19 protein-coding genes and 2 tRNA genes are annotated in these 20,425 nt (G+C 41.8%); 7 read left to right on the forward strand and 14 right to left on the reverse strand.

Annotation, left to right across the window (positions count from 1 at the left end; genetic code table 11):
- Positions 1–38: 38 nt before the first annotated feature.
- The gene (locus K5677_RS12985; RefSeq protein ID WP_296728766.1) at positions 39–1,250 is read right to left on the reverse strand and encodes a HAMP domain-containing sensor histidine kinase; all 1,212 of its coding nucleotides are present in this window, start codon (positions 1,248–1,250) and stop codon (positions 39–41) included.
- Positions 1,244–1,921 (reverse strand): response regulator transcription factor, encoded by a 678-nt coding sequence (locus K5677_RS12990; protein ID WP_296728767.1) that lies wholly within the window; start codon positions 1,919–1,921, stop codon positions 1,244–1,246. Before K5677_RS12990 ends, K5677_RS12985 begins: the two co-directional genes overlap by 7 nt.
- Before the next feature lie 233 nt (positions 1,922–2,154).
- Between K5677_RS12990 and K5677_RS12995 the strand changes: the two genes are divergently transcribed.
- From K5677_RS12995 to K5677_RS13005, 3 genes are read left to right on the forward strand one after another with little or no spacing between them, the layout of a single operon-like run.
- Positions 2,155–2,823, forward strand: a complete 669-nt coding sequence (locus tag K5677_RS12995) for a polyphosphate polymerase domain-containing protein (protein ID WP_296728769.1) — start codon at positions 2,155–2,157, stop codon at positions 2,821–2,823.
- Positions 2,824–2,838: 15 nt separating this feature from the next.
- On the forward strand, positions 2,839–3,510 hold the full coding sequence (locus K5677_RS13000; protein WP_296728770.1) for a DUF4956 domain-containing protein: 672 nt from the start codon (positions 2,839–2,841) through the stop codon (positions 3,508–3,510).
- A gap of 12 nt (positions 3,511–3,522) precedes the next feature.
- Entirely contained in the window at positions 3,523–5,886 is a 2,364-nt protein-coding gene (locus K5677_RS13005; protein ID WP_296728773.1) for a CotH kinase family protein, read from the forward strand.
- Between the two features lie 255 nt (positions 5,887–6,141).
- On the opposite strand, the gene K5677_RS13010 is transcribed toward K5677_RS13005, so the two are convergent.
- Complete coding sequence (locus K5677_RS13010; RefSeq protein ID WP_296728774.1) at positions 6,142–8,481, reverse strand: dockerin type I domain-containing protein; 2,340 nt, start codon at positions 8,479–8,481, stop codon at positions 6,142–6,144.
- Positions 8,468–9,022 carry an RNA polymerase sigma factor gene (locus K5677_RS13015; RefSeq protein WP_296728777.1) on the reverse strand — a complete coding sequence of 185 codons (555 nt, stop codon included), beginning with the start codon at positions 9,020–9,022 and terminating at the stop codon, positions 8,468–8,470. The genes K5677_RS13010 and K5677_RS13015 overlap by 14 nt, the downstream gene beginning before the upstream one ends.
- A gap of 404 nt (positions 9,023–9,426) precedes the next feature.
- Between K5677_RS13015 and K5677_RS13020 the strand changes: the two genes are divergently transcribed.
- A complete protein-coding gene (locus K5677_RS13020) occupies positions 9,427–11,832 on the forward strand; it encodes an HD-GYP domain-containing protein (RefSeq protein WP_296728779.1) in 2,406 nt (801 codons plus the stop codon).
- Positions 11,833–11,887: 55 nt separating this feature from the next.
- Here the strand turns inward: K5677_RS13020 and pfkB are convergent, their stop codons facing one another.
- Together pfkB and K5677_RS13030 are read right to left on the reverse strand one after the other, a co-directional pair.
- The gene (gene pfkB / locus K5677_RS13025) at positions 11,888–12,796 is read right to left on the reverse strand and encodes a 1-phosphofructokinase (RefSeq protein WP_296728782.1); all 909 of its coding nucleotides are present in this window, start codon (positions 12,794–12,796) and stop codon (positions 11,888–11,890) included.
- 161 nt (positions 12,797–12,957) lie between these two features.
- A tRNA-Leu gene (locus K5677_RS13030) sits at positions 12,958–13,042 on the reverse strand.
- A gap of 159 nt (positions 13,043–13,201) precedes the next feature.
- On the opposite strand from K5677_RS13030, the gene K5677_RS13035 reads away from it, so the two are divergent.
- Positions 13,202–13,277 (forward strand) — tRNA-Thr (locus K5677_RS13035).
- Between the two features lie 155 nt (positions 13,278–13,432).
- Here K5677_RS13035 and K5677_RS13040 read toward each other — a convergent pair.
- The 8 genes from K5677_RS13040 to K5677_RS13075 all read right to left on the reverse strand — a co-directional run bounded on the left by K5677_RS13040 (position 13,433) and on the right by K5677_RS13075 (position 17,731).
- Positions 13,433–13,636, reverse strand: coding sequence for a hypothetical protein (locus K5677_RS13040; protein ID WP_296728784.1), 204 nt, complete (start codon positions 13,634–13,636; stop codon positions 13,433–13,435).
- Positions 13,637–13,920: 284 nt separating this feature from the next.
- Positions 13,921–14,226 carry a hypothetical protein gene (locus K5677_RS13045; RefSeq protein ID WP_296728785.1) on the reverse strand — a complete coding sequence of 102 codons (306 nt, stop codon included), beginning with the start codon at positions 14,224–14,226 and terminating at the stop codon, positions 13,921–13,923.
- A gap of 142 nt (positions 14,227–14,368) precedes the next feature.
- Positions 14,369–14,671, reverse strand: coding sequence for a hypothetical protein (locus K5677_RS13050; RefSeq protein ID WP_296728788.1), 303 nt, complete (start codon positions 14,669–14,671; stop codon positions 14,369–14,371).
- Between the two features lie 118 nt (positions 14,672–14,789).
- Complete coding sequence (locus K5677_RS13055) at positions 14,790–16,280, reverse strand: YfjI family protein (RefSeq protein WP_296728804.1); 1,491 nt, start codon at positions 16,278–16,280, stop codon at positions 14,790–14,792.
- Positions 16,252–16,848, reverse strand: a complete 597-nt coding sequence (locus tag K5677_RS13060; RefSeq protein ID WP_296728790.1) for a CHC2 zinc finger domain-containing protein — start codon at positions 16,846–16,848, stop codon at positions 16,252–16,254. The genes K5677_RS13055 and K5677_RS13060 overlap by 29 nt, the downstream gene beginning before the upstream one ends.
- Positions 16,845–17,150: a hypothetical protein gene (locus tag K5677_RS13065; RefSeq protein ID WP_296728793.1), complete on the reverse strand. Its 306-nt coding sequence runs from the start codon at positions 17,148–17,150 to the stop codon at positions 16,845–16,847. Before K5677_RS13065 ends, K5677_RS13060 begins: the two co-directional genes overlap by 4 nt.
- Positions 17,147–17,416, reverse strand: a complete 270-nt coding sequence (locus tag K5677_RS13070; RefSeq protein WP_296728794.1) for a hypothetical protein — start codon at positions 17,414–17,416, stop codon at positions 17,147–17,149. Before K5677_RS13070 ends, K5677_RS13065 begins: the two co-directional genes overlap by 4 nt.
- A gap of 126 nt (positions 17,417–17,542) precedes the next feature.
- A complete protein-coding gene (locus K5677_RS13075; protein WP_296728797.1) occupies positions 17,543–17,731 on the reverse strand; it encodes a hypothetical protein in 189 nt (62 codons plus the stop codon).
- A gap of 196 nt (positions 17,732–17,927) precedes the next feature.
- Between K5677_RS13075 and K5677_RS13080 the strand changes: the two genes are divergently transcribed.
- Both K5677_RS13080 and K5677_RS13085 read left to right on the forward strand, forming a co-directional pair.
- Positions 17,928–18,560: a helix-turn-helix transcriptional regulator gene (locus K5677_RS13080; RefSeq protein ID WP_296728799.1), complete on the forward strand. Its 633-nt coding sequence runs from the start codon at positions 17,928–17,930 to the stop codon at positions 18,558–18,560.
- A gap of 17 nt (positions 18,561–18,577) precedes the next feature.
- Entirely contained in the window at positions 18,578–19,837 is a 1,260-nt protein-coding gene (locus K5677_RS13085; protein WP_296728801.1) for a tyrosine-type recombinase/integrase, read from the forward strand.
- Positions 19,838–20,425 lie beyond the last annotated feature (588 nt).

Here is a 20,425-nt window from a genome sequence, read left to right on the forward strand (position 1 = left end):
AAAGCGAGTGTGCCAGTAGGCTATAGATCTCAAATACACTATAACGGCAAGGAAACAAAGAAAGCATTATATCCGCCTGAACTTTCAGCCCATATTTTCCCGTTATGTTCCTTGATTATACTGTCGGCAATAGAAAGTCCCAGACCATAGCTTTGCCCATCGTTTCTCGCTTTGTCCATACGATAAAAGCGTTTGAAGATATTTCTGCATTCTTCATTTGTCAGCGCAATTCCGGGACTGGATACAGACAGAATACTTTCAGAACTTTGACGTCTCAGCTTAACAACTACCTTATCAGCAGTATCGGAGTATTTCAGCGCATTGTCAAGCAGGATATTCACCACCTGTCTGAGTTTTTCCTTGTCGCCATCCACATTTATACCGTTGTCGATATCAGCAGCCAGCTCCATACCGCTCTCAAAGAACAGCGGCTCAAACGGGAGAATGCTGTCATTTATCAGCTTGCTGAGATCGACATCTGCAAGAATGATCTGAGCTTTGTTATTATCAAGTCTTGCAAGCTCAAGCAGGCTCTCTACCAGTCCTCTCATACGCTTTGACGTAGAGAGGATATTTTTTGTAAAGCCGTCCCTGTCATTTTCGGAATAGCTCTTATCGCTCATCATCTCCGCGTTTGTCATGATAACAGTCAGCGGCGTTTTCAGCTCGTGGGAAGCGTCTGCGATGAACTGCTTCTGCTCGTTCCAGGTCTTTTCAACAGGCTTTGTCACCCATTTTGACAATAGCAGACTTATGAGGAAGAAAACTGCGTAGCCGATAAGACCTATTATGACCGAGTTGCGGATAAGGCCGTTAATCATTGCCTTCTCACTTGATATATCTGCAAAAACGATAGTTTTTATCCGGCCGTTATCTGCCTTCATGTATCTCAGGTCATATTCAGACAGCACACCTGTTTCTTTCGATCTTTCATTAACAGCATCCACCAGATCCCGGAGCTGTTCTTTATCAGTAAGGTCAAAATAATCCCCGCCGAAAGCAGCTATTTCGCCGTACTCGTCAATCAGCACCGTAAAAAACGGCAGCCGTATATTTTCAGGCATTTTGTCCGGCTTATGCATTGGTGCTGACATCATGGGACGGAACGCCATCCCCCTCATCAACTGTAGACTCTCACGCTCCATATTCTGCTTTGTAAGGTGCAGTACGAGCCCGAATATCACAATGAACAAAACAGTGACAATGCTCATTATAACCGCAATGAATTTTATCCTGAGCCGTTTCAGCATGATCCGTCACACTCCAGATGATAGCCAAGCCGCCTGACCGCTTCTATGCGGACATCAGAACCGATGCTTGCCAGCTTTTTTCGCAGGAACCCTACATACACTTCCACATGGTTCTCCACAGCGTTGGAGTCATACCCCCACACCTTAGTGAGCAGCGTTTCCTTTGAGATATGATTAGTTCCCGAGGTCATGAGCATACGCATGACCTCAAATTCCCTTGCTGACAGTCTTACACTGTTTTCTCCGCAGATAAGTGAAGCAGCTTCCAGATCAAGGCGGGTATTACCAAAAGTTAGTTCATTCACCTGAGATCCCTGACGCCGAAGAAGTGCGTTCACACAGGCAAGAAGCTCCCTTGCGTCAAATGGCTTTGTAAGGTAATAATCAGCGCCTGAGTTCAGTCCGTTCACCTTATCTTCAATGTCTGATTTGGCAGTCAGCATTAGAATAGGCGTTGCATTTCTCTTACTTCTGATTTTTTTTGCCACCTGATAGCCGTCCATTACCGGCAGCATAACATCCAGTATGATAAGATCATAGATATTCAGCATAGCGTACTGTTCTCCGTTTTCACCGTCGTAGACAACGTCTGTCTCAAACCCCTTTGACCGGAGCATGAGCTTCAGTGAATCAGCCAGCACCTTTTCATCCTCTACAATAAGTATTTTCAAGCCGGTCCCCCCCTTATAGTATTTCTTCTATTATAATACATCATTTTGCTGAATACAAGCTGAAAACAGAAGCTTTTCATTTTATTTCACATATTTTTCACTTTGGTTTTACAGCCCTCACACTCTTTTTCAGTGTCAATTCAGCATTCACAGGTATAATTGAAGCATAGGATGCAGCACACGCAGACAGCTTGTCTGTGTGTGTACCTATGACAAAGAAAAGAGGTGAAACTATGGATCTCAGACATGAAATAAAGCATGAGATTAATTATTCCGATATGATAACAATACGTCAGAGACTCAGCACTGTGGCATATCGTGACTCTCACGCCATTGACGGAAAATACTTTATCCGCAGTCTCTACTTCGATAATCTTGCAGACAAGGCGCTTATGGAAAAGATAAACGGCATGAACCGCCGTGAAAAGTTCCGTATCAGATACTACAACGGCGATACCTCTGTCATTCATCTTGAAAAGAAAAGCAAGATAGATCATCTTGGCAATAAGCAGAGCGCACCGCTGACAGTGCAGCAGGCTCAGAGTATAGTTGACGGTGATACTAAATGGATGATAGATTCGCAGTATCCCCTTATACGGGAATTATACACCAAGATGACAACAGAGGGGATAGCTCCCAAAACTATAGTGGACTACACAAGAGAGCCATTCATCTATCCCGCGGGAAATGTCCGCGTAACCCTTGATTATAATATCAGGAGCGGAATGCGATGTACGGATTTCCTGAATCCTGACTGTGTGACAGTCCCCGTTTCGGATTCTATCATACTGGAAGTCAAGTGGGACGTTTTTCTCCCCGATATAATCAGGAATGCAGTTTCCCTCTCAGACAGGCGTGAGGGAGCTTTTTCAAAATATGCAGCCTGTAGAATCTACGGATAAAAAGGAGTTTTTATTATGAGTTTCAGTGATATTTTCAAGTCTAATTTTATAGAGAATGTGACCAGCGTCAGCATTCTTGATATGGCAGTAGCCCTGTTTCTTGCATTCGGTCTGGGAATGTTCATCTTCCTCGTTTACAAAAAGACCTATTCGGGAGTTATGTACTCCGCAAGCTTCGGCACTACACTCGTTGCACTTACAATGATAACCACAGTAGTTATCCTCGCAGTTACAAGCAATGTCGTTCTTTCGCTCGGTATGGTGGGCGCACTTTCTATCGTCCGTTTCCGTACAGCCATAAAGGAACCCCTTGATATCGCCTTCTTGTTCTGGTCTATCGCAGTCGGTATCGTACTTGCAGCAGGCATGATACCTCTTGCAGTTATCGGCAGCGTTATCATCGGCGTTATCCTGCTGGTTTTCGTAAACCGCAAGGCAAGCAAGAACCCCTACATCGTAGTTGTACGCTGTGACGGTCACGACAGCGAGACAAAGGCTAAGGCTTTCCTTGACGGCAAGACCGAAAGATGCGTAGTCAAGAGCAAGACCGCTCAGAAAGGCTCTGTTGAGCTGAATATGGAGATACGACTCAATGACGACAACACCGATTTCGTCAACGCCCTTGCAGATATGGATGGCGTGAGCAGTGCTGTTCTTGTAAGCTACAACGGCGACTACATGGGATAAGGGTGTGGTATCATGTCAGCACATAAAAACATAGACAGGATATGCATTATTATCACTGCCATTACTCTTGTTATAGCCTTTATCTTCTGCAATGACCAGGCTCTGGGCATAAAAACGACGGCTCATGCCATAGGCTATGAGGACCGCCTGTTCGACCGCTCAAAGGTGCATACCATTGACATAGTCATGAACGACTGGGAGGGCTTCATAGAGGGCTGTGAGAGCGAGGAATACTCCGCCTGCAATCTTGTTATCGACGGCGAAGCTGTGAAAAATGTCGGTATCAGAGCAAAGGGCAATACTTCCCTCAGTTCCGTAAAGAATATGGACAGCAGCCGCTACAGCTTCAAGATAGAGTTCGACCAGTACGAAAACGGCAAAACATATCATGGACTTGACAAGCTGTGCCTGAACAATATCATTCAGGACAACACCTACATGAAGGACTACCTTGCCTATACACTGATGAACGATTTCGGGGTTGATGCACCTCTTTGCAGTTATGCCTATATCACGGTCAACGGTGAGGACTGGGGACTGTATCTTGCTGTTGAGGCTATTGAGGAGTCATTCCTTGAAAGAAACTACGGCAGCAATTACGGTGACCTGTACAAGCCGGACGCTATGGGTTTCGGCGGCGGACGCGGCAACGGAAAAGACTTTAGTATGGGGAATTTTATGAATAAAGAGAGCGAAGAAGATACAGAAAGCTCTGAAAAATCAAATGATAACAACAAGCAGTTCACTTCTCCCGATTTTGGCGGAGGAATGCCCGACTTTGGCAGTGAAATGCCTGAATTCGGCGGCGATATGACGGATTTTGATCCCGAAAATATGCCCGATGACTTCGGTGATTTCGATCCCTCAAAGATGTTCGGCGAGAACGGCGAAAAGCCCGACTTCGGCGGCGGTCAGATGCCTGACATGAACGGAAAAGGAGGATTCGGCGGCGGCTTCGGTATGGGAAGCGACGATGTAAAGCTTAAATATACCGATGACGATATCGACAGCTATTCCAACATCTTCAATAACGCAAAAACTGCTGTCGATAAGGCAGATAAAAAGCGCCTTATCAGATCGCTGAAAGCTCTTTCAGAGCAGTCAGACCTTGAAAACACCGTTGATATCGAGGAAGTAATCCGCTACTTTGTAGTCCATGATTTCCTTGTAAACGGCGACAGCTATACAGGTCAGATGATACACAACTACTATCTCTATGAGAAAAATGGGCAGTTTTCCATGATACCGTGGGACTATAATCTTGCTTATGGTTCGTTTATGGGCGGAAATGCTTCATCTTCTGTCAATTCTCCCATTGATACTCCTGTTTCAAACGGCATGAGCGACAGACCTATGATCGCTTGGATATTCGATAATGAGGAATACACCGAGCAGTATCATCAGCTTTTCAGCGATTTCCTTGACAGCGTGGATTTTGAAAAGCTTGTGGCAGATACCGCAGAGCTTATCGACAAGTACGTTGAGAAAGATCCCACAAAATTCTGCACCTACGACGAGTTCAAAACAGGCGTTGAAGCTATCAGCAAGTTCTGCACTCTCCGTGCAGAAAGCGTCAGCGGACAGCTCGACGGCACTATCCCGTCTACCACAGAGGGACAGAAAGAGGACAGCTCCGCCCTCGTTGACACAGACGGTCTGAACACCTCTGATATGGGCTCCATGGGCGGCGGAAAAGGCGGATTCGGCGGAGGTCAGAAGGGCGGTTTCGACAGAAATAACAGCTCAAAAAAGGCAGATACATCTGATACTTCAAAAAAAACTGATAATTCCGAGATAGTACAGACCTCAAATACTTCGTCTTTCTCCGTAAAGATGCTGAGCAATATCCAGCCACTTGCAAACGAGGACAGTTCAAGCAGCAGCGGCAAACCTCAGCGTGGAAACGGCGAGAAGCCCGACTTTGGCGGTCAGCCGCCACAGGGATTCGGCGGCGATATGCCTGATGACTTAGATCCAAGCAATATGCCTGATTTCGGCAGTCAGCCCCCACAGGGCTTTGACGGCGAAATGCCCGATGACTTTGATCCGAATAATATGCCCGACGGTGCTCCGTCTTTCGGAGATACCGAAAAAACAAGTGATGAAAACGCAAACAGCTCCGAAACAGAAAAGGTCACAGAGGCTGAGGCAAGCTCCGAAAACACAGAAAAGCCTGCTCCGAATGCTGATGAAAACAGCAGTTCCGCTCCCCAAAATGAAAATAAGTCAAGAGGCGGCGAAAGACCTGATATGGGTGGATTTTCACCTATGGATGATAGCCCTCAACAGGACAACACCACGGCATATATATTGCTTGGTGTATCTATGTTCGTTCTCTTGTTTGGTTTAGGATTTGCTCTGAAATTTAGGCGATAATTTTGATATGACTAAATCTTTCTGAACCCGCACGTTCAGAAAGGTTTTTCATTTATAAGCTGTTGTTGCCTGTATATTGGCAATTACGGCTTTTCTTTTTACCGTAAATATTATATAATCAATAACCTCCGTATATAGCTCAAAATAAAACCGGCTCCGCTTGAATTGCGAAGCCGGTTCATTGCTTGATTCAATTTCCCACAGGGGCTTTTTGCTGTATACACAGCGAGGTGCGATTTTTATACGCAGCTTTTATCAGCCGGAAACTGAATTTGCTGCATAAGATGAGAGTATCTCGGAAGCGTCTACGCTGTTTACCCGTCCGTCTGTGTTAAGGTCTGCCATATACTCCATATGAGCCACGGTAACATTGCTGATCTCTGCGTTTACAGCTGTTTCTGCATAGTAGCTGAGAACATAGCTTGCATCGATAGCGTTTACGCTGCCGTCAAAGTCAACATCGCCTGTTTCCTTGTCCTTGCAGAGCTGTTCGATGTAAGGTCTTATATCGCTGAGGTCTACAAGCCCCTTCTTTTCAAGAAGCTGAAGATAGTAAATATCAAGCTTGTACTGAGGCTGTTCATGTGCCAGACCGACAACACACTGATAGATCATGTAATCGCCGAAGGTTCCTGTGATACCGTCGTTGTCAAGCTCTGCATTCTGATCGATGAAATTCCACATATCAGCAGGAAGTACGCTTTCTTCAGCAGTTCTGCCTGCACTGAGGTCGTCAGCATACAGCTCAAAGACATATGTATCCAGATAGTTTATATCGCCGTCCTTGTTTATGTCAAACATATCATTTTTGAGGCCGCTCTTCAAAACAGCCTTTCCCTCATTGATCAGTGCTATAAAAGCATTGTTATCACTCATATAATCGTGATCTTTAATAGCCAAAAGGCGCTTATAAGACTCTTTTCCTATAGAATTGCCGTTATCCTGACCATCTGTCCTGTTAAAGTTTCTTCGTAAAATATAGTCCAGATCACCTAAAAAGTTCTCGCTTACAGAGTGATCGCAGAGCATGAGGTCTCCGTGATACTGAACATAATACAGGCTGCTTGTATTTATAATGCCGATGTCGGTATTGCTTATGATATATCTTGCAATAAATTCAAACACAGTCTGAGTGCATAAAGGCATATCGTCCTTGTTATAATCTATAAACGAATAAACATAGTCATATATAGGCTCACACTTATCCCAGAGCTGCTGCTTGAACTCCTCTGACATAGGAAGAAGTTTGCGGAGCGTATTTTCGCGATCGGAATGCATCCATGTCTGACCGTCGATCACTTCGGTAACAATATTGAACTGACCGAAATAGAAATTCTTTATGATCACATTTTCCTCATCGGCAGAAGCTACATCATAGAGATAAATATCATAGAGATCCTTGAGATCAACGACTCCGTCTTCATTTATGTCGAAGCTGTACTTGTCTGCGTCATAGTTTTCGAGGAATCTCTTATAATACGCATCGTTATACTTATCAAATGTATACTCGGTAGGGAATGCGGAGTCTTTTAAATTAAAGAAGAAGCAGTTCATAAAGCTGTTTCTGTTCTCCTCCGAACCATAAGTATAGTTCTCGTCAACATAGACAGTATCCAGCAGCTTTTCTCTTATCTCAGCAGGAGCGTCGGGAGATATGTTCCTGTATATGTGCTTGTCAGGTTCTGCGTCCGAAGGGATCAGATATTCCATATTTTCAATATAATTCCCATAATCCTCCTGTGTGTATTTGAGCTCACATATCTCTCTGAACAGGTCGGTATCAAGAGTATCGATAGCTCCGTCCTTATTGAAATCTCCGTATGAAGCACATCTTTCAGCATAGCCCTCGGGAAGCGACTGCGGCTCATTCATATATGTGAAAAGAGCATATGCATCGAATCCGTCAAGCTTTCCGCTGCCGTCGAAATCCATTTTATCAATATTTTCCTCAATGTAAATGACAGCGTCTGCGAGAGAGTCTATAGGCTTCGGAGTATACAGGGATTCTGCATTAGCAGGCATATTAACTGCACTTGAAGCCATTGCAGCTGCTGAAAGAGCGGCAAGATACTTCTTAACGTTTATTACTTTCATTCTGATTACCTCCTTGCAATCATCATCATTCAAATCAGTTGTAACGGGTGTTTGAGTGTTGTCATTTTCGGCTGTGGAATCAGCCTTTTCAGCGTATGATACTGTTGTGACAGTATGCAGCACTTTGTTTTCTGCGGCTGATGGCATCATAGAGGACTCAGCCTTTGCTGTGGAGCTCACAGACTTCACCGCCGATTTATCAGAAGCGGTAGTCTGTGTGATAACAGCTGAAGAAACGGCTTCAGTAACGAGCACTCCGTCAGCTGCTGCGCTTACAGGCTCAGTGGTCACATCAATGACCGCACTTACCTCGGGCCCATGCAGAGGCTTATTATCAACAGAAGCAAGATCGGCTGCTTTTGCGGTTATGATAACTGCGGCAGCTATAGCAGAAGCTGCGGCACAGGCCTTCTCAACACGTATGCGCTTTTTCTTTTTTTGTTCAAGATACTCGTCCCGTATCCTGAATACGGCTTCGGCGATATCCTTAGTATCTCTCATAAATAAAGCCCTTCCTTTCAAGCTCAGATTTTAACGACTTTCTCGCTCTGAAAATAAGATCGCTGACCTGTCGTTTTGCTTTGTGCATTATCTTAGCAATATCCGAGGTATCGAGTTCCTCGAAATACATAAGGTAGAGCACCTGATAGTATTCGGGATTAAGGCGCTTCATTGCTTTATAAAGCTCCTGTTTCTGCTCCTCCTTGAAATACTCCTTTTCCGTATCGGCAGTATCGGATATGCATAGATACTCGTCAAGAGACAAATCTGAAATTTTCTGATACTTCCTCAGATGGTCGATGGCACAGTTCCTCGCTATAGTGAAAAGCCACGTCTTGAATGAGCATTTTCCGCGGAAAGGCGGCTTTTTGACAGCAAGCTTAACAAAGGTATCCTGCACTATGTCATCGGCAAGGCTCATATTATTCACTATACTGTTGAGGTAAAGCGACATTCCCTCATGATATTCATCAATTATTTCTATTAATCCATTATCATCACCATCAAGGAAACGGCGGTAGCGCTCTGCATCGTTTCCCATTAGATTACCCCCTTAAATTTTTAAGGCAAATTTGCTTTATATCTATTAGACGTACGAAACCTGAAATTTACGCACCCAAATTTTTATTTTTTTCTGATTTTTTTACATAGGTTATTGAGTTTAGTGATCCCTTTACATTATTATAGCACACTGCTCTGCCTCTGACAATAAAAAAACCTCCGGTTTATTGCAGCGAGAACAGAGAGCATTGACAAGCTGAGCCCTGCTTTATGCAGAGTTTTTTATTTCAGGCTCCAAAAGTAAATTTTTTGTGCAGCTCTTGTTTTTTTGCACCTATTATGGTATAATATACATATAAAATTGCTGTATTTCGAAAACTTTTTGATATATTTACAATAATATATACTGCCTGTTTTTCAATAAAGGGGGTATCCTTTAAAAATATGAGCAACATAATAGATCTGCTGAAAGAATATCAGCTTAATATAATGTTCGCACTCAGCCTGATATGCGGTATGCTTGCCTTTTTTGTACTTATAATAAAGACCTTGATACCGTCACGCAAATACATTATACTTGCACTGGAACTCTGTGCGATGTTCCTGCTTATGTCAGAGCGAATGGCATACTATTTCCGCGGCGATACCAGCAATGTCGGCTATTGGGCTGTCAGAGTCAGCAATTTCATGGTTTTCGCCCTGACGCTCGCCATAATCTTTATCTTTACACTTTATCTCATAAATCTTTATCATCACGAGGGAGGGCTGAAAAGAACTCCGCTGCGGCTGAATATTTCATGTCTTATATGTATACTTGCACTGATACCGCTTATTATTTCACAGTTTACAGGCTTTTATTACACATTTGACGCTCAGAACCGCTATCACCGCTCAACAGGCTTTGCGATATGCTATGTGATACCGCTGATAATACTGATACTTGATATGTCGGTAGTCATTCAGAACTATCGTCGTCTTGGCAAGCATATCCGCGTACCGATACTGCTTTTCTCAATATTGCCTCTCGTATCATCAATGATACAGATGTTCACCTATGGCATATCTCTGACCAGCATAACCCTCGTAGGTCTTGTTGTGGTACTCTACGTATTCACACTGCTGGACATGAATGATATGATAGAACGCGCAAGCAGGCATGAGTTAGAGATAGTCCGCGAAGAACAGAACAATATGCACCTGCTGTTCGAGCAGACCGCTACTGCTCTTGCAAACGCCATAGACGCCAAGGACAAGTACACACACGGTCACTCAAGACGAGTCGCAAAGTACTCAGTAAAGGTGGCAAGAAGTGCAGGCAAGAACGAAAAGGAATGTGAGGAGATATACTTCGCCGCCCTGCTCCACGACGTTGGAAAAATAGGCATCAAGGACAGTATCATCAACAAGGAGGGCAAGCTCACCGATGAGGAGTACGGTGCTATCAAGACTCACCCCGTCATCGGAATGCAGATACTTTCCAGTATCAGCCAGTCCCCATATCTCAGCATAGGCGCACACTATCACCACGAACGCTATGACGGTCACGGCTATCCTGCCGGACTAAAAGGTGAGGATATACCGGATATTGCCCGAATAATCGCAGTTGCCGACGCCTACGACGCCATGACCTCAAAGAGAAGCTACCGTGACCCTATCCCTCAGCAGATAGTCCGCGAGGAGTTCGTAAAGGGCTTGGGAACTCAGTTTGATCCTATATACGGCAGAATAATGATACACCTCATCGACCTTGATTCAGAGTACCTGATGAGAGAGAGCGAGGACGCCTCAGACGGCGAGGCTATCGGAACTCTGCTCTGCGGACCGTACCGCACCACACGCTCAGACGGCATACTGCTGAATGACGGCATAGTGCATATACGCCTGACAAGCTATATGTCCGATGAGCGAAGCGATGAAAATATCCCGAGCTTTGTACTGTTCGATTCGCTGGACGGAAGAATGCATGACAGTGAACGCAAACAGCGAGACCTGCTGTACTATGAATATGCCACTGTCCACGCCGACGGAACCGTCGAGCAGGCAGGTGCAAGGAACGTCCGGACCAGAACCAACGAGACAGCAGGCGCAGCAGCCGAGTCTAAAGCTATGCTCCACGGCGAAAAGATAAACTTTGATATTGAAGCCATGCGCTATAAGGACCATGTTCTCATAAGGCTCATGAACTGCTACAGATTCCACGAGATAATACTTGCTCTGCCCGACAGCACAAGATTCTGCTATCTGGCACTGACAGGTAAAAACTGCGTAATCGAGGACGTTGACGTTGCAAAGACAGGCGAGTCTATAAGCGAAGGCTATATACCGCGGATCGCAGAAGAAATAACCTATATAGATGTTCCACAGGGCGATATTCCCAACGTTCAGGTAGACGGCTGGCGCTCTGATACTTCCGATAGCTTCGAGATAACCGACGGTATGCGCATATCCTTCCACACCATGAGCCTGCCTACTGCAAGGCTAGTATGGCATTGCCCCTTTGTTGTTATTTTCACCTCAGCTGACGGCAAAATAAACGGCAAGAATTACCGCGAGCTCACTGTTGTGCGCCTTGACGGCGAGGGCTGGGAGGAGGACGACCACGCCGAAAACCGCGTCCACGTCAGCAAGCTTGATACGTTCACAGACTGGAACGACTTCAAGGCAAAAAACAAAGAAGGTCAGGACTGCGAGCTGTTCTTTAAAATAAAGAAAGGGCAGATAGATATTGCTTCAGATTTCTGCGGCTTGTCAATACGCTCCGTCACCACTGTGACCGATGAAGTCCCGAAGCTGTATGCAGCTCTTACAGGCGATCAGTGCGCTATCACGAATATACATATCAACAGATAAAAAAACGCCCGCAAGCATTTTGATACGCTTGTGGGCAAAATTTATGACTAAACCCTCATATAGTCCTGAGCTGCTTGAGAAGCTCATATATAAGCTCTTTTTTTGCAAGCCCCTCGGAAAATGCTGTCGCACCGCCGCAGGCAGTTCCGAGCTTCAATGCATATTCAAGGTCGTTCTCAGCAGAGCCTGCAACGAAGCCTGCCAGCATGGAATCCCCTGCTCCTACCGAGTTCTTCACCGTTCCCATGCATACACCGCATTTAATGAGCCTGCCGTTCTCACAGAGAAGTATAGCTCCGCTGCCTGCCATAGAGACCAGAACATTACGAGCTCCCATAGCCTGCAATTTTACGGCATACTCAACAACTCCGTCATAGGTCGAGATATTCACGCCGAATATCTCCCCCAGCTCATGATCATTGGGCTTGATGAGAAAGGGCTTGTATTTCAGCACGTTCACAAGAAGCTCTCCCGACGCATCAACCACTGTGCGAATATCACGGTCAGAGAGCATTTCAAGTATCCGCTCATATACATTTGACGGCAGGCTGTTGGGGATACTTCCCGCAAGAATCAGAGTATCGCCGTCCATGAGCCTGTTCAGCTTCTTGAAGAGCTGCGAAAGGGCCTCGTCATCTATGTGAGGTCCCTGACCGTTGAGCTCAGTCTCCTCCTCAGCCCTTATCTTGACGTTGATACGTGAGGTACCCTCCTTCAGCCTTACGAAATCCGCATCGATGCCCATAGCTTCAACGCCGCGCTCGATAGCCTCGCCCGTAAATCCGGCAGTAAAGCCCAGAGCCTTTGAACGGATACCAAGCTCCGCAAGCACCGCAGAAACGTTTATACCCTTGCCGCCGTAATATATCTGCTCAGAAGCAGCGCGGTTCACGCTGCCCAGAGTTATTTTTTCCGTCTGAACCACATAGTCTATAGCAGGATTGAATGTAACTGTATATATCATATTTTTGCTCCCTTATACCGAGATACAGCAAAAGAAAAAGCGTTTACCCGTGGTAAACGCTATCTGTATACGTATTACGATCTGAATACCACTTTATGCTCGAAAAAAAATTCGCGCTCCACTCAAAGTGAAACGCGAACTTGACTGCGCGATCTTCGCGCTGGTGCGAGTAATGGGACTTGAACCCATACGTCTCTCGACACACGCCCCTCAAACGTGCCTGTCTGCCTATTCCAGCACACTCGCATTGCAGTATTTCGTGACTGCTTTAATATTATATCAGAAAAAAACATACTTGTCAAGCCTTTTTTCAAAAATATTTTCAGATTTTTTAGTTAATATAAAAAATAATATTTTGCGGTATTGACTTTTCCCTGTCGTTAGTGTATAATATTATCTGTTGATGCTGATGTGGCACAGTCGGTAGCGCAACGCCTTGGTAAGGCGTAGGTCGTCGGTTCAAGTCCGATCATCAGCTCCAAAACAAATACCAATAAATAGGCGTTTCTTCTATATGAGGAAACGCTTATTTATTTTACTAAAAATCAAAGTGTCCTTAATCTGTCCTTATTACGATAAAAAGCTATAAAAAACAGCGGCAAAAGAATACATCATTGCCGCTTTTATTTGTGATATTTATTTGTTTAAACGTCGTTTTCTTTCGGCTCTCTGTCCGCATATATAACCATACTTGTATAAACTAATAAGCAAAGTATTTTCATCTGTACCCTTTTCCCGTTCTGAATTTACATATTTGCCTAACAGCTTTAATAATGTTTGTTCGGGTAATACTTGATTATTTAATAGTGCTTCCAGTTCTTCAACTGTTTCTACTTTCATGTAGTTTCAGCTCCTTTGCAGTGATCGCAGCTTTCGCAGCGGCTTCAATGCTTATTATACATTGTTTCTTTGTTCACGTCTATTGATATTATCAATAATATTCCGGAAACATCAAAATATCAGTATCCGTAAATTCAGTTTATTCAGTGATTAGCAATTATGTTTCCACCAAATTTAACTGTTTTTTACGGTTGTATTTTTTTGTATTGCCTAGTTACCGTTGCTTTGTGCAGTATTACCCATTAAATTTAACCGGTTAAAAAATGGAATTTTTGGAACAATTATTATTCCTGTTTTTCTCTCAGTGATTTCAAATACTCTCTTAACGGTGATGTTTCGCCGCTGCCTGTTGTTGCAACCAATAATTTGATACATTCTTTGTATGCTGATAAACATTTGTGATACGCATAAAAGGCAGGTGATACCTTGATTTGTGCTTTGTTTTTCGGATTTTCTTTGTAAAAATCTTTCTGTTTCAGTATATCAAGCTGATCTTCAAGCGTTATCATTTCTTCAATTAATTGCGCTGTTTTTACATCGGTTGCAAGCTTTCTTAGCTTATTATTTCTTTCTTCTCGATTAGTTATCATTATTTCAAATCCTTTCTGTTTATTTATAATGATTTCTGAAAATTTGGAATTTACTTTAGCTGTGCGAAAGAATGAACAGCTCCTGTCCAATCCTCAGAAAGCCCACACTGTTCACTTTAGGGGGGGACTACCTCAATGCCGATTAGTAATCAGTGTTTTCATAATGCTTTTCTTTTACTTTAATTTCTTGTTTATGTACAGCTATTTCCTGTTGCTTCACGCTTTCACCGTTCAACTCTATAATAACTTGTAGAGCTTTTATATCACCGTTCTTTGCAGCTTCAAAAAGGTTGTCAATGATCTCCATAACATCATTTGGATTTTCTGTTATGTGTCGTTTAAGAGCTGCTTTAAACCCTCGGACAGCTCCCGATTTTTTACCGCCTTTTGCCTGTTCCTCGACAGTTAATTTATGTGCTTGTGGTTTCAGGTTCTTATCATTCATATTATTTCACCTACATTTTTATTTGTCACTAATGTCACTATTGTCACTGTCACCTTTACGATGATTATCATTGATAATTTATTAGCGTGACGGGTGACAGGTGACAAAAATGACAATATTAAGCAAGCGGATTGATATAACATATTGTAGACGGTTGACCGATAGTATTTCTGATAGTTTCGCATTTCAGATAATACATATCTTCAAGTAAATTTATTGCTTCATTAAACGCTTCTTTATTGTGTATACCTTTGCAATTGCGCTTTAGTTCACGTAAAGTTATTTCATTGTATTGACGTTCTTTAATTCTACGCAAAATATACTTAGCGTTTTTTGTGGTTTCGTCGTCACCTGCTCCGCCGTCAAATGCTTTTAAAGCCATATTTTCAGCCCATAACCCAATTTGTACGGCGTTAATAGCTGTATCACCGTTAATAGGTTCATCGGCTGTATGCTCACAAAGATGTAATAAACCGGCTATTTTTAAAACCTTTCCAAAATGCTTGGAAGCATATTCTTTTAATGTATTGTTTTCAAATATTCCGCCGCTTCGCATTTTACATTGTAACATATCATAATAATCATGTAAGATATTATAGCTTTCTTTATCATGTGTAAGCTTAACAGGTTTATCGGCTTTGGGGATTCGTAGTAAACGTGTTATTAATTCATCATAAGCCTGTTGTATATTATACGAAATATCCTTGCTTGTAAAGTTCTGATTACCGGCTTTTCCAATAGGAAACGCAAATAAAAACCTCTGCATTAATCCACGCCCCATAAATTGCGGATTATTCATAGTTCTTAATAGCTGTTGCGGTTGTGTCATTATGCCAATTGTAAGATATGGAGCATTAAGCGTTATAGCAGTATCATTATTACGCCTAAATATAGTATGAGATGAACCGTCATAAGCTTTTAAGAATAAGTTTATATTGCCTTGACCGTTAGTGTAAAGCCCTGATATAACATCAAATACGCTGCCCTCATCGTCCATAACAGCCATACAGCCATTTTGTTTATCCATTTCAGCCGCCAATGCTTCGGGGGTTGTATCAGAACAGATAAGCCGCATTTCGTGAACAGGTTTAAGCTCACATAGTTCATCTGTAAGCTGTTCGACACGTTCAAAACTTGTTTTATTCATTGCTGCTTGTTTTTGATGTTCAAGAAATTTACGTTTGCTTTTGTATCTTTCGATTTCTTTTTGATGTAATATATTGTATTGCTGTTGATATTCTGTGACAGGTTTTATAAGTGCTTTGTATACACCTGATTTTCTTTCACCCGGCTGTGCTATCGTCAGTGTATAAATGTTAATGCTTTCAGTATGAGCATTTGCAGGATATGAAACAACTGCTTTACCTTGCAAACATAATGATAATACTGATAACATCGGCAATGCTACCATAGAGCTATCAACCTGTACAAAGTCACATACAGCTTTCAAGTAATCGGAAAGTGTTTTCGGCAGACTATTAACAGGGAAAGCCTGATATTGTACCTCTTTTTCAAATGGTTCGGGCTGTTCCCATTCATTTTTTATTATTTCTGCTGTTGATTCTTCTAAAAACTCTGTTTCAGTTTCCGATATATTTTCTGTATTCATCGGCAATTCTTTCAACCTCCTTTCGGTGATCTATAAAAAATCTTTTCCGGATTTCATCACTGCCGCCAATGAATTTATTACAATAAAAATCTATTATTGGTAATTCATTACAAGCTTTCACCCATAATATATATGGTACATCATCGGCGGTTTTCGGTGTAAATTCTTCATACCATAATAATAAGAGCTTATAATAATTATTCAGTACACGAAAAGCCCATTTCTGCCAATCCTCGAAATAACTATATATTTGAGACTTGGAAACAGTTTTTTCTTTCGGCTTAATGTCAGTATTTTTGCCAATATTGAGAGAAAGGGCAAAATCCGTGTTTATCTTCTTTGCTGCTTCAATTGCTGACAGTTCAAACAGCTTCGACACAAAGGTTATAACGTCGCCGCCGATGTGACAGCCAAAGCAATAAAAACTTTGATCGTACAGCCTCATAGACGGCGTTTTTTCGTTATGGAACGGACAGCATATATAATCATGCCTATTAGTGTTAAAGCCGTATTCTGCCGCAATAGAACGCATATCAACACTGTTTTTTAGTTCATCGAATACATTCATTTTTTATACTTCTTCAAATAAGCCTCGGCAGGTAATAAAGATTCGATTATACTATTAATAACCTTTTTAGCCGTTCTTACATATTCAATTATTTCTTCAATTGTTTCGGGAATAAAATAACCGCCGTTTCTGCCGCCAAAGCCGCAAATAATAACGCCTTTTAGCCTTGCAGCTCTGATACACCTTTGTATATCACGTCTATCAAGGTGTAATAATGTTTGAAATTCTCGGTTTGATATAGCATTATTTTTGCCATGTGGGATATAATCCAGAATATTGAAAGGCTTTTTTGTATTCTTCATATATTAACCCCTCTTATTTTGGCAGGTATTGGCTGAATACCCCTGTCAGTAAATTCAGTTTTTTCGGTTAGTGTTGCATTATTGAAGTAATCAATAACACTTTGCTGATTTATCAGGATTTTATTGCCGGCACGAATAGCCTTGACTTTTCCTGTCAATGCAAGCTGCCGCGCATGATGTACAGCTATTCCGAAATGTACAGCGGTTTCTTTTACTCCGCGCATATCAGGTATATTATCGCTGTATGTTATGTTATTATCATTCATTTTAATAACCTCGCTTTCTTGACCTACTCCGCAAACTATGTTATAATTGGAGCAGGCAGATATAATATTTGTGGTGAATAGGATATGTGCTTAACGTCTTACCGCTTCGGCGGCAGGACGTTTTTTTTATTTTTCTTGCTGTTCTGCAAGTTTTGTGATGATACGGCAAAAATCTGCTTTTTCATCTTTTGAAAGTTCAAAGCGTAACCTGCGAAATACTGTGTTTTCGTGAACACCCATAACGGCGGCAACAGCATAAACAGGTATGTGCTTTTCTTTCATTAAGTTTCTGATCTCAGGATTTGCAAGTTTCATATTAACACTCCTTAAAATTATTTTGTGGTGGTAGTTGACAAATGATAATTGATGTGATATTATTATTGTAGAACCACAACCACAATTTCTACATTAATCATATCACCGTTAAATTTAACTGTCAATATGTTTAAGTAAAGTGTAGAAATAATGAAGAATTATAGTAACCAATTCTACAATAATAGGAGCTGATATAATGGCAAACAAACCACAGGTAAGTTTAAAGTTTATAAAAGGATATGGAAATAACTTTAAGAAACTACGTGAAGATAAACAATTAACGCAAATACAGTTATCTAAATTGATTTTTGTTTCTGATAAGTCAATATCTCTTATTGAAAAGGAACAAAGAGAACCTACAATTGAACAGATAAATATTTATAGCGAATATTTTAAAGCTTCTTTAGACTACCTTACAGGCAGAACAACAATAGTCAATCCAACTTCTCAAATAATAAGTAATTTTACAGGGCTTTCAGATGATTCAATTTTACAAATAGAACGTACAAAAAATGATAGCGAAACTTCAATAAAAATACTAAATGAAATTATATGTAATGAAAACTTTGAATACATTATTTTTCTATTAAAAGAGCTGTATCAGCTTCATAAAAATGCATTAGACCTTAATTCACCCGAATATATAGATTCTGCCAAAGAATGTGAAGCTTTCCAAAAAGAGCATGAAGAATTTTTCAAAAAGTATCCGTGTAGTTTCCGTTTTCAATCTATATTTACAGAAGAAATAAACATCACAAATCAAATTGATTACAATGCAAAAGAGCTTATAAAGAAGCTAATACAACTTGTTTATGATGATAAAAGCTAATAAAAGGGGGCTTTAATATGGCTGATATAAAAGAAAATCGTAACGCAGACGGAAAGTTAATATCGTTTAGAATCCGTGTAGGTGACGGATACGGCATTGACGGCAAACAACGCCGTAAAACTATGACTTGGAAAGTTCCTCACGGTATGACCGATAAGCAAGCTATAAAAGCCGCGCAAACTGCCGCCATTGAATTTGAAGAACAGGTAAAAAACGGGCTTGCAGGTTCACAAAGAGGCTTGAAGTTATGCGACTTTATACCGATGTATCTTGAAGTAAAAAAGGGCTCATTGTCTCCACGAATCCACGCAGAATATGAACGATCAATCAATGATTTTATTTTACCTGCTTTAGGGCATTTCAAGCTTTCAGAGCTTAGACCTACTCACATTCAAGAATTTGTCAATCAGCTTCAAAATGTACCCAAACGCAGACGAACAGGCGAAATTGACGGCGACGGCAATAATAGATTAGCACCTGCGACAATTCGTCGCCGTTTAACTATTCTTCAAAGTATCCTTGCAACAGCGGTCAAACTCGACATTATATATGATAATCCTGCTGATTCAAAAAGACTCACACTCCCAAAAGTTCCTACACCTAAAATTGAGATATTCACAAAACAGGAAATGGAAACAATGTTATCTTGTCTTGACGATGAAAGCTTACAGTTTAAAACGCTTATTTGGATTGCAGTTTGTAGCGGCTGCCGTGCAGGTGAAATAACAGGTTTGAAGTTCTCGGACTTTGATTATGATAACTGTCAAATGACCGTTGAACGATCTATATACAAGCTTAAAAATCAGCCGATAGCAGTTAAACCGCCGAAAGACTACGAAACACGGACAATAAAGCTGCCGAAAGAAGTTATAGACCTTGTTAAGCTCTTACAAGTAGAGAAACGCCGCGAACAATTTACACTTGGTACTGCTTGGAAAGGTGATAACTGGCTGTTCACACAAATTGACGGTTCTGTTATGCACCCTCACACAGCAGGCTCACAATTCAATAATTTTCTTAAAAAGCATGATCTGCCACATAAAAAATTTCATAGTCTCCGCCATAGCTCCGCAACGTTCCTATTATTCGGCGGCTTGGATATTAAAGCAGTTCAAAACAGGCTCGGTCACGCTGATATATCAACTACACAAAAGTATCTGCACGTAGTTCAAGAGGCAGACGAACAGGCAGCAAATATATTACAAGGAATGTTTATAACACACAAAAAGAACTCAGACGAACAGACAGAAGAAAACAATAAACAGCATATCGGATAATACAAAAGAGGCTCTTCGTTCTTGGAAAGCCTCTTTTATTATAAATCTGTCCTTATTATTTTTATATTTGCCTATATAGCGTTGAAAACAGGTGAAAAAAGTGTCCTTATTCTGTCCTTATTGCTGTAAAAACAGGTTAAAATCTACTAAAAACCATTTGTTGACAATGGCTTAAATACCTCTATATATAGCCAAATACAAGAAGTTGCAAAAATCTGTTAAAAGCTTTAATTTTCATTGGTAAGGCGTAGGTCGTCGGTTCAAGTCCGATCATCAGCTCCAGCGGGGAGCCCCCGCAGGCAAGTTTGCGTCTCAGTAAAGCTGGGGCGCAAATTTTTTTCCGCACATGAAGCGATATCAATATTGTAACACATACACAGACACGGTTCAGATCTTTGAACCGTGTTTTTTTAATAATACGAAAAGGGCGCACAATGTGAGCCCTTAATTTTTTAGAACCTGTCCACATAGGGTGAATGTACGGATTATCAGGCATAATTTTGTCGGTGACAAGGCAAAAATCCGCCGACGGGCTGTCGCCCTTCAAGGATTTTTAACGCAGTCACCGGCAAAATTTGACGAAAAGAC

The sequence above is a fragment of the Ruminococcus sp. genome, from assembly GCF_024684275.1.

Bases quoted from the DNA above. Each gene is read 5' to 3' on its own strand.
- K5677_RS12985 (WP_296728766.1), bottom strand. From the start codon at position 1,250: ATGCTGAAACGGCTCAGGATAAAATTCATTGCGGTTATAATGAGCATT.
- K5677_RS12995 (WP_296728769.1), top strand. From the start codon at position 2,155: ATGGATCTCAGACATGAAATAAAGCATGAGATTAATTATTCCGATATG.
- K5677_RS13000 (WP_296728770.1), top strand. From the start codon at position 2,839: ATGAGTTTCAGTGATATTTTCAAGTCTAATTTTATAGAGAATGTGACC.
- K5677_RS13005 (WP_296728773.1), top strand. From the start codon at position 3,523: ATGTCAGCACATAAAAACATAGACAGGATATGCATTATTATCACTGCC.
- K5677_RS13010 (WP_296728774.1), bottom strand. From the start codon at position 8,481: ATGAGAGATACTAAGGATATCGCCGAAGCCGTATTCAGGATACGGGAC.
- K5677_RS13015 (WP_296728777.1), bottom strand. From the start codon at position 9,022: ATGGGAAACGATGCAGAGCGCTACCGCCGTTTCCTTGATGGTGATGAT.
- K5677_RS13020 (WP_296728779.1), top strand. From the start codon at position 9,427: ATGAGCAACATAATAGATCTGCTGAAAGAATATCAGCTTAATATAATG.
- pfkB (WP_296728782.1), bottom strand. From the start codon at position 12,796: ATGATATATACAGTTACATTCAATCCTGCTATAGACTATGTGGTTCAG.
- K5677_RS13040 (WP_296728784.1), bottom strand. From the start codon at position 13,636: ATGAAAGTAGAAACAGTTGAAGAACTGGAAGCACTATTAAATAATCAA.
- K5677_RS13045 (WP_296728785.1), bottom strand. From the start codon at position 14,226: ATGATAACTAATCGAGAAGAAAGAAATAATAAGCTAAGAAAGCTTGCA.
- K5677_RS13050 (WP_296728788.1), bottom strand. From the start codon at position 14,671: ATGAATGATAAGAACCTGAAACCACAAGCACATAAATTAACTGTCGAG.
- K5677_RS13055 (WP_296728804.1), bottom strand. From the start codon at position 16,280: ATGAATACAGAAAATATATCGGAAACTGAAACAGAGTTTTTAGAAGAA.
- K5677_RS13060 (WP_296728790.1), bottom strand. From the start codon at position 16,848: ATGAATGTATTCGATGAACTAAAAAACAGTGTTGATATGCGTTCTATT.
- K5677_RS13065 (WP_296728793.1), bottom strand. From the start codon at position 17,150: ATGAAGAATACAAAAAAGCCTTTCAATATTCTGGATTATATCCCACAT.
- K5677_RS13070 (WP_296728794.1), bottom strand. From the start codon at position 17,416: ATGAATGATAATAACATAACATACAGCGATAATATACCTGATATGCGC.
- K5677_RS13075 (WP_296728797.1), bottom strand. From the start codon at position 17,731: ATGAAACTTGCAAATCCTGAGATCAGAAACTTAATGAAAGAAAAGCAC.
- K5677_RS13080 (WP_296728799.1), top strand. From the start codon at position 17,928: ATGGCAAACAAACCACAGGTAAGTTTAAAGTTTATAAAAGGATATGGA.
- K5677_RS13085 (WP_296728801.1), top strand. From the start codon at position 18,578: ATGGCTGATATAAAAGAAAATCGTAACGCAGACGGAAAGTTAATATCG.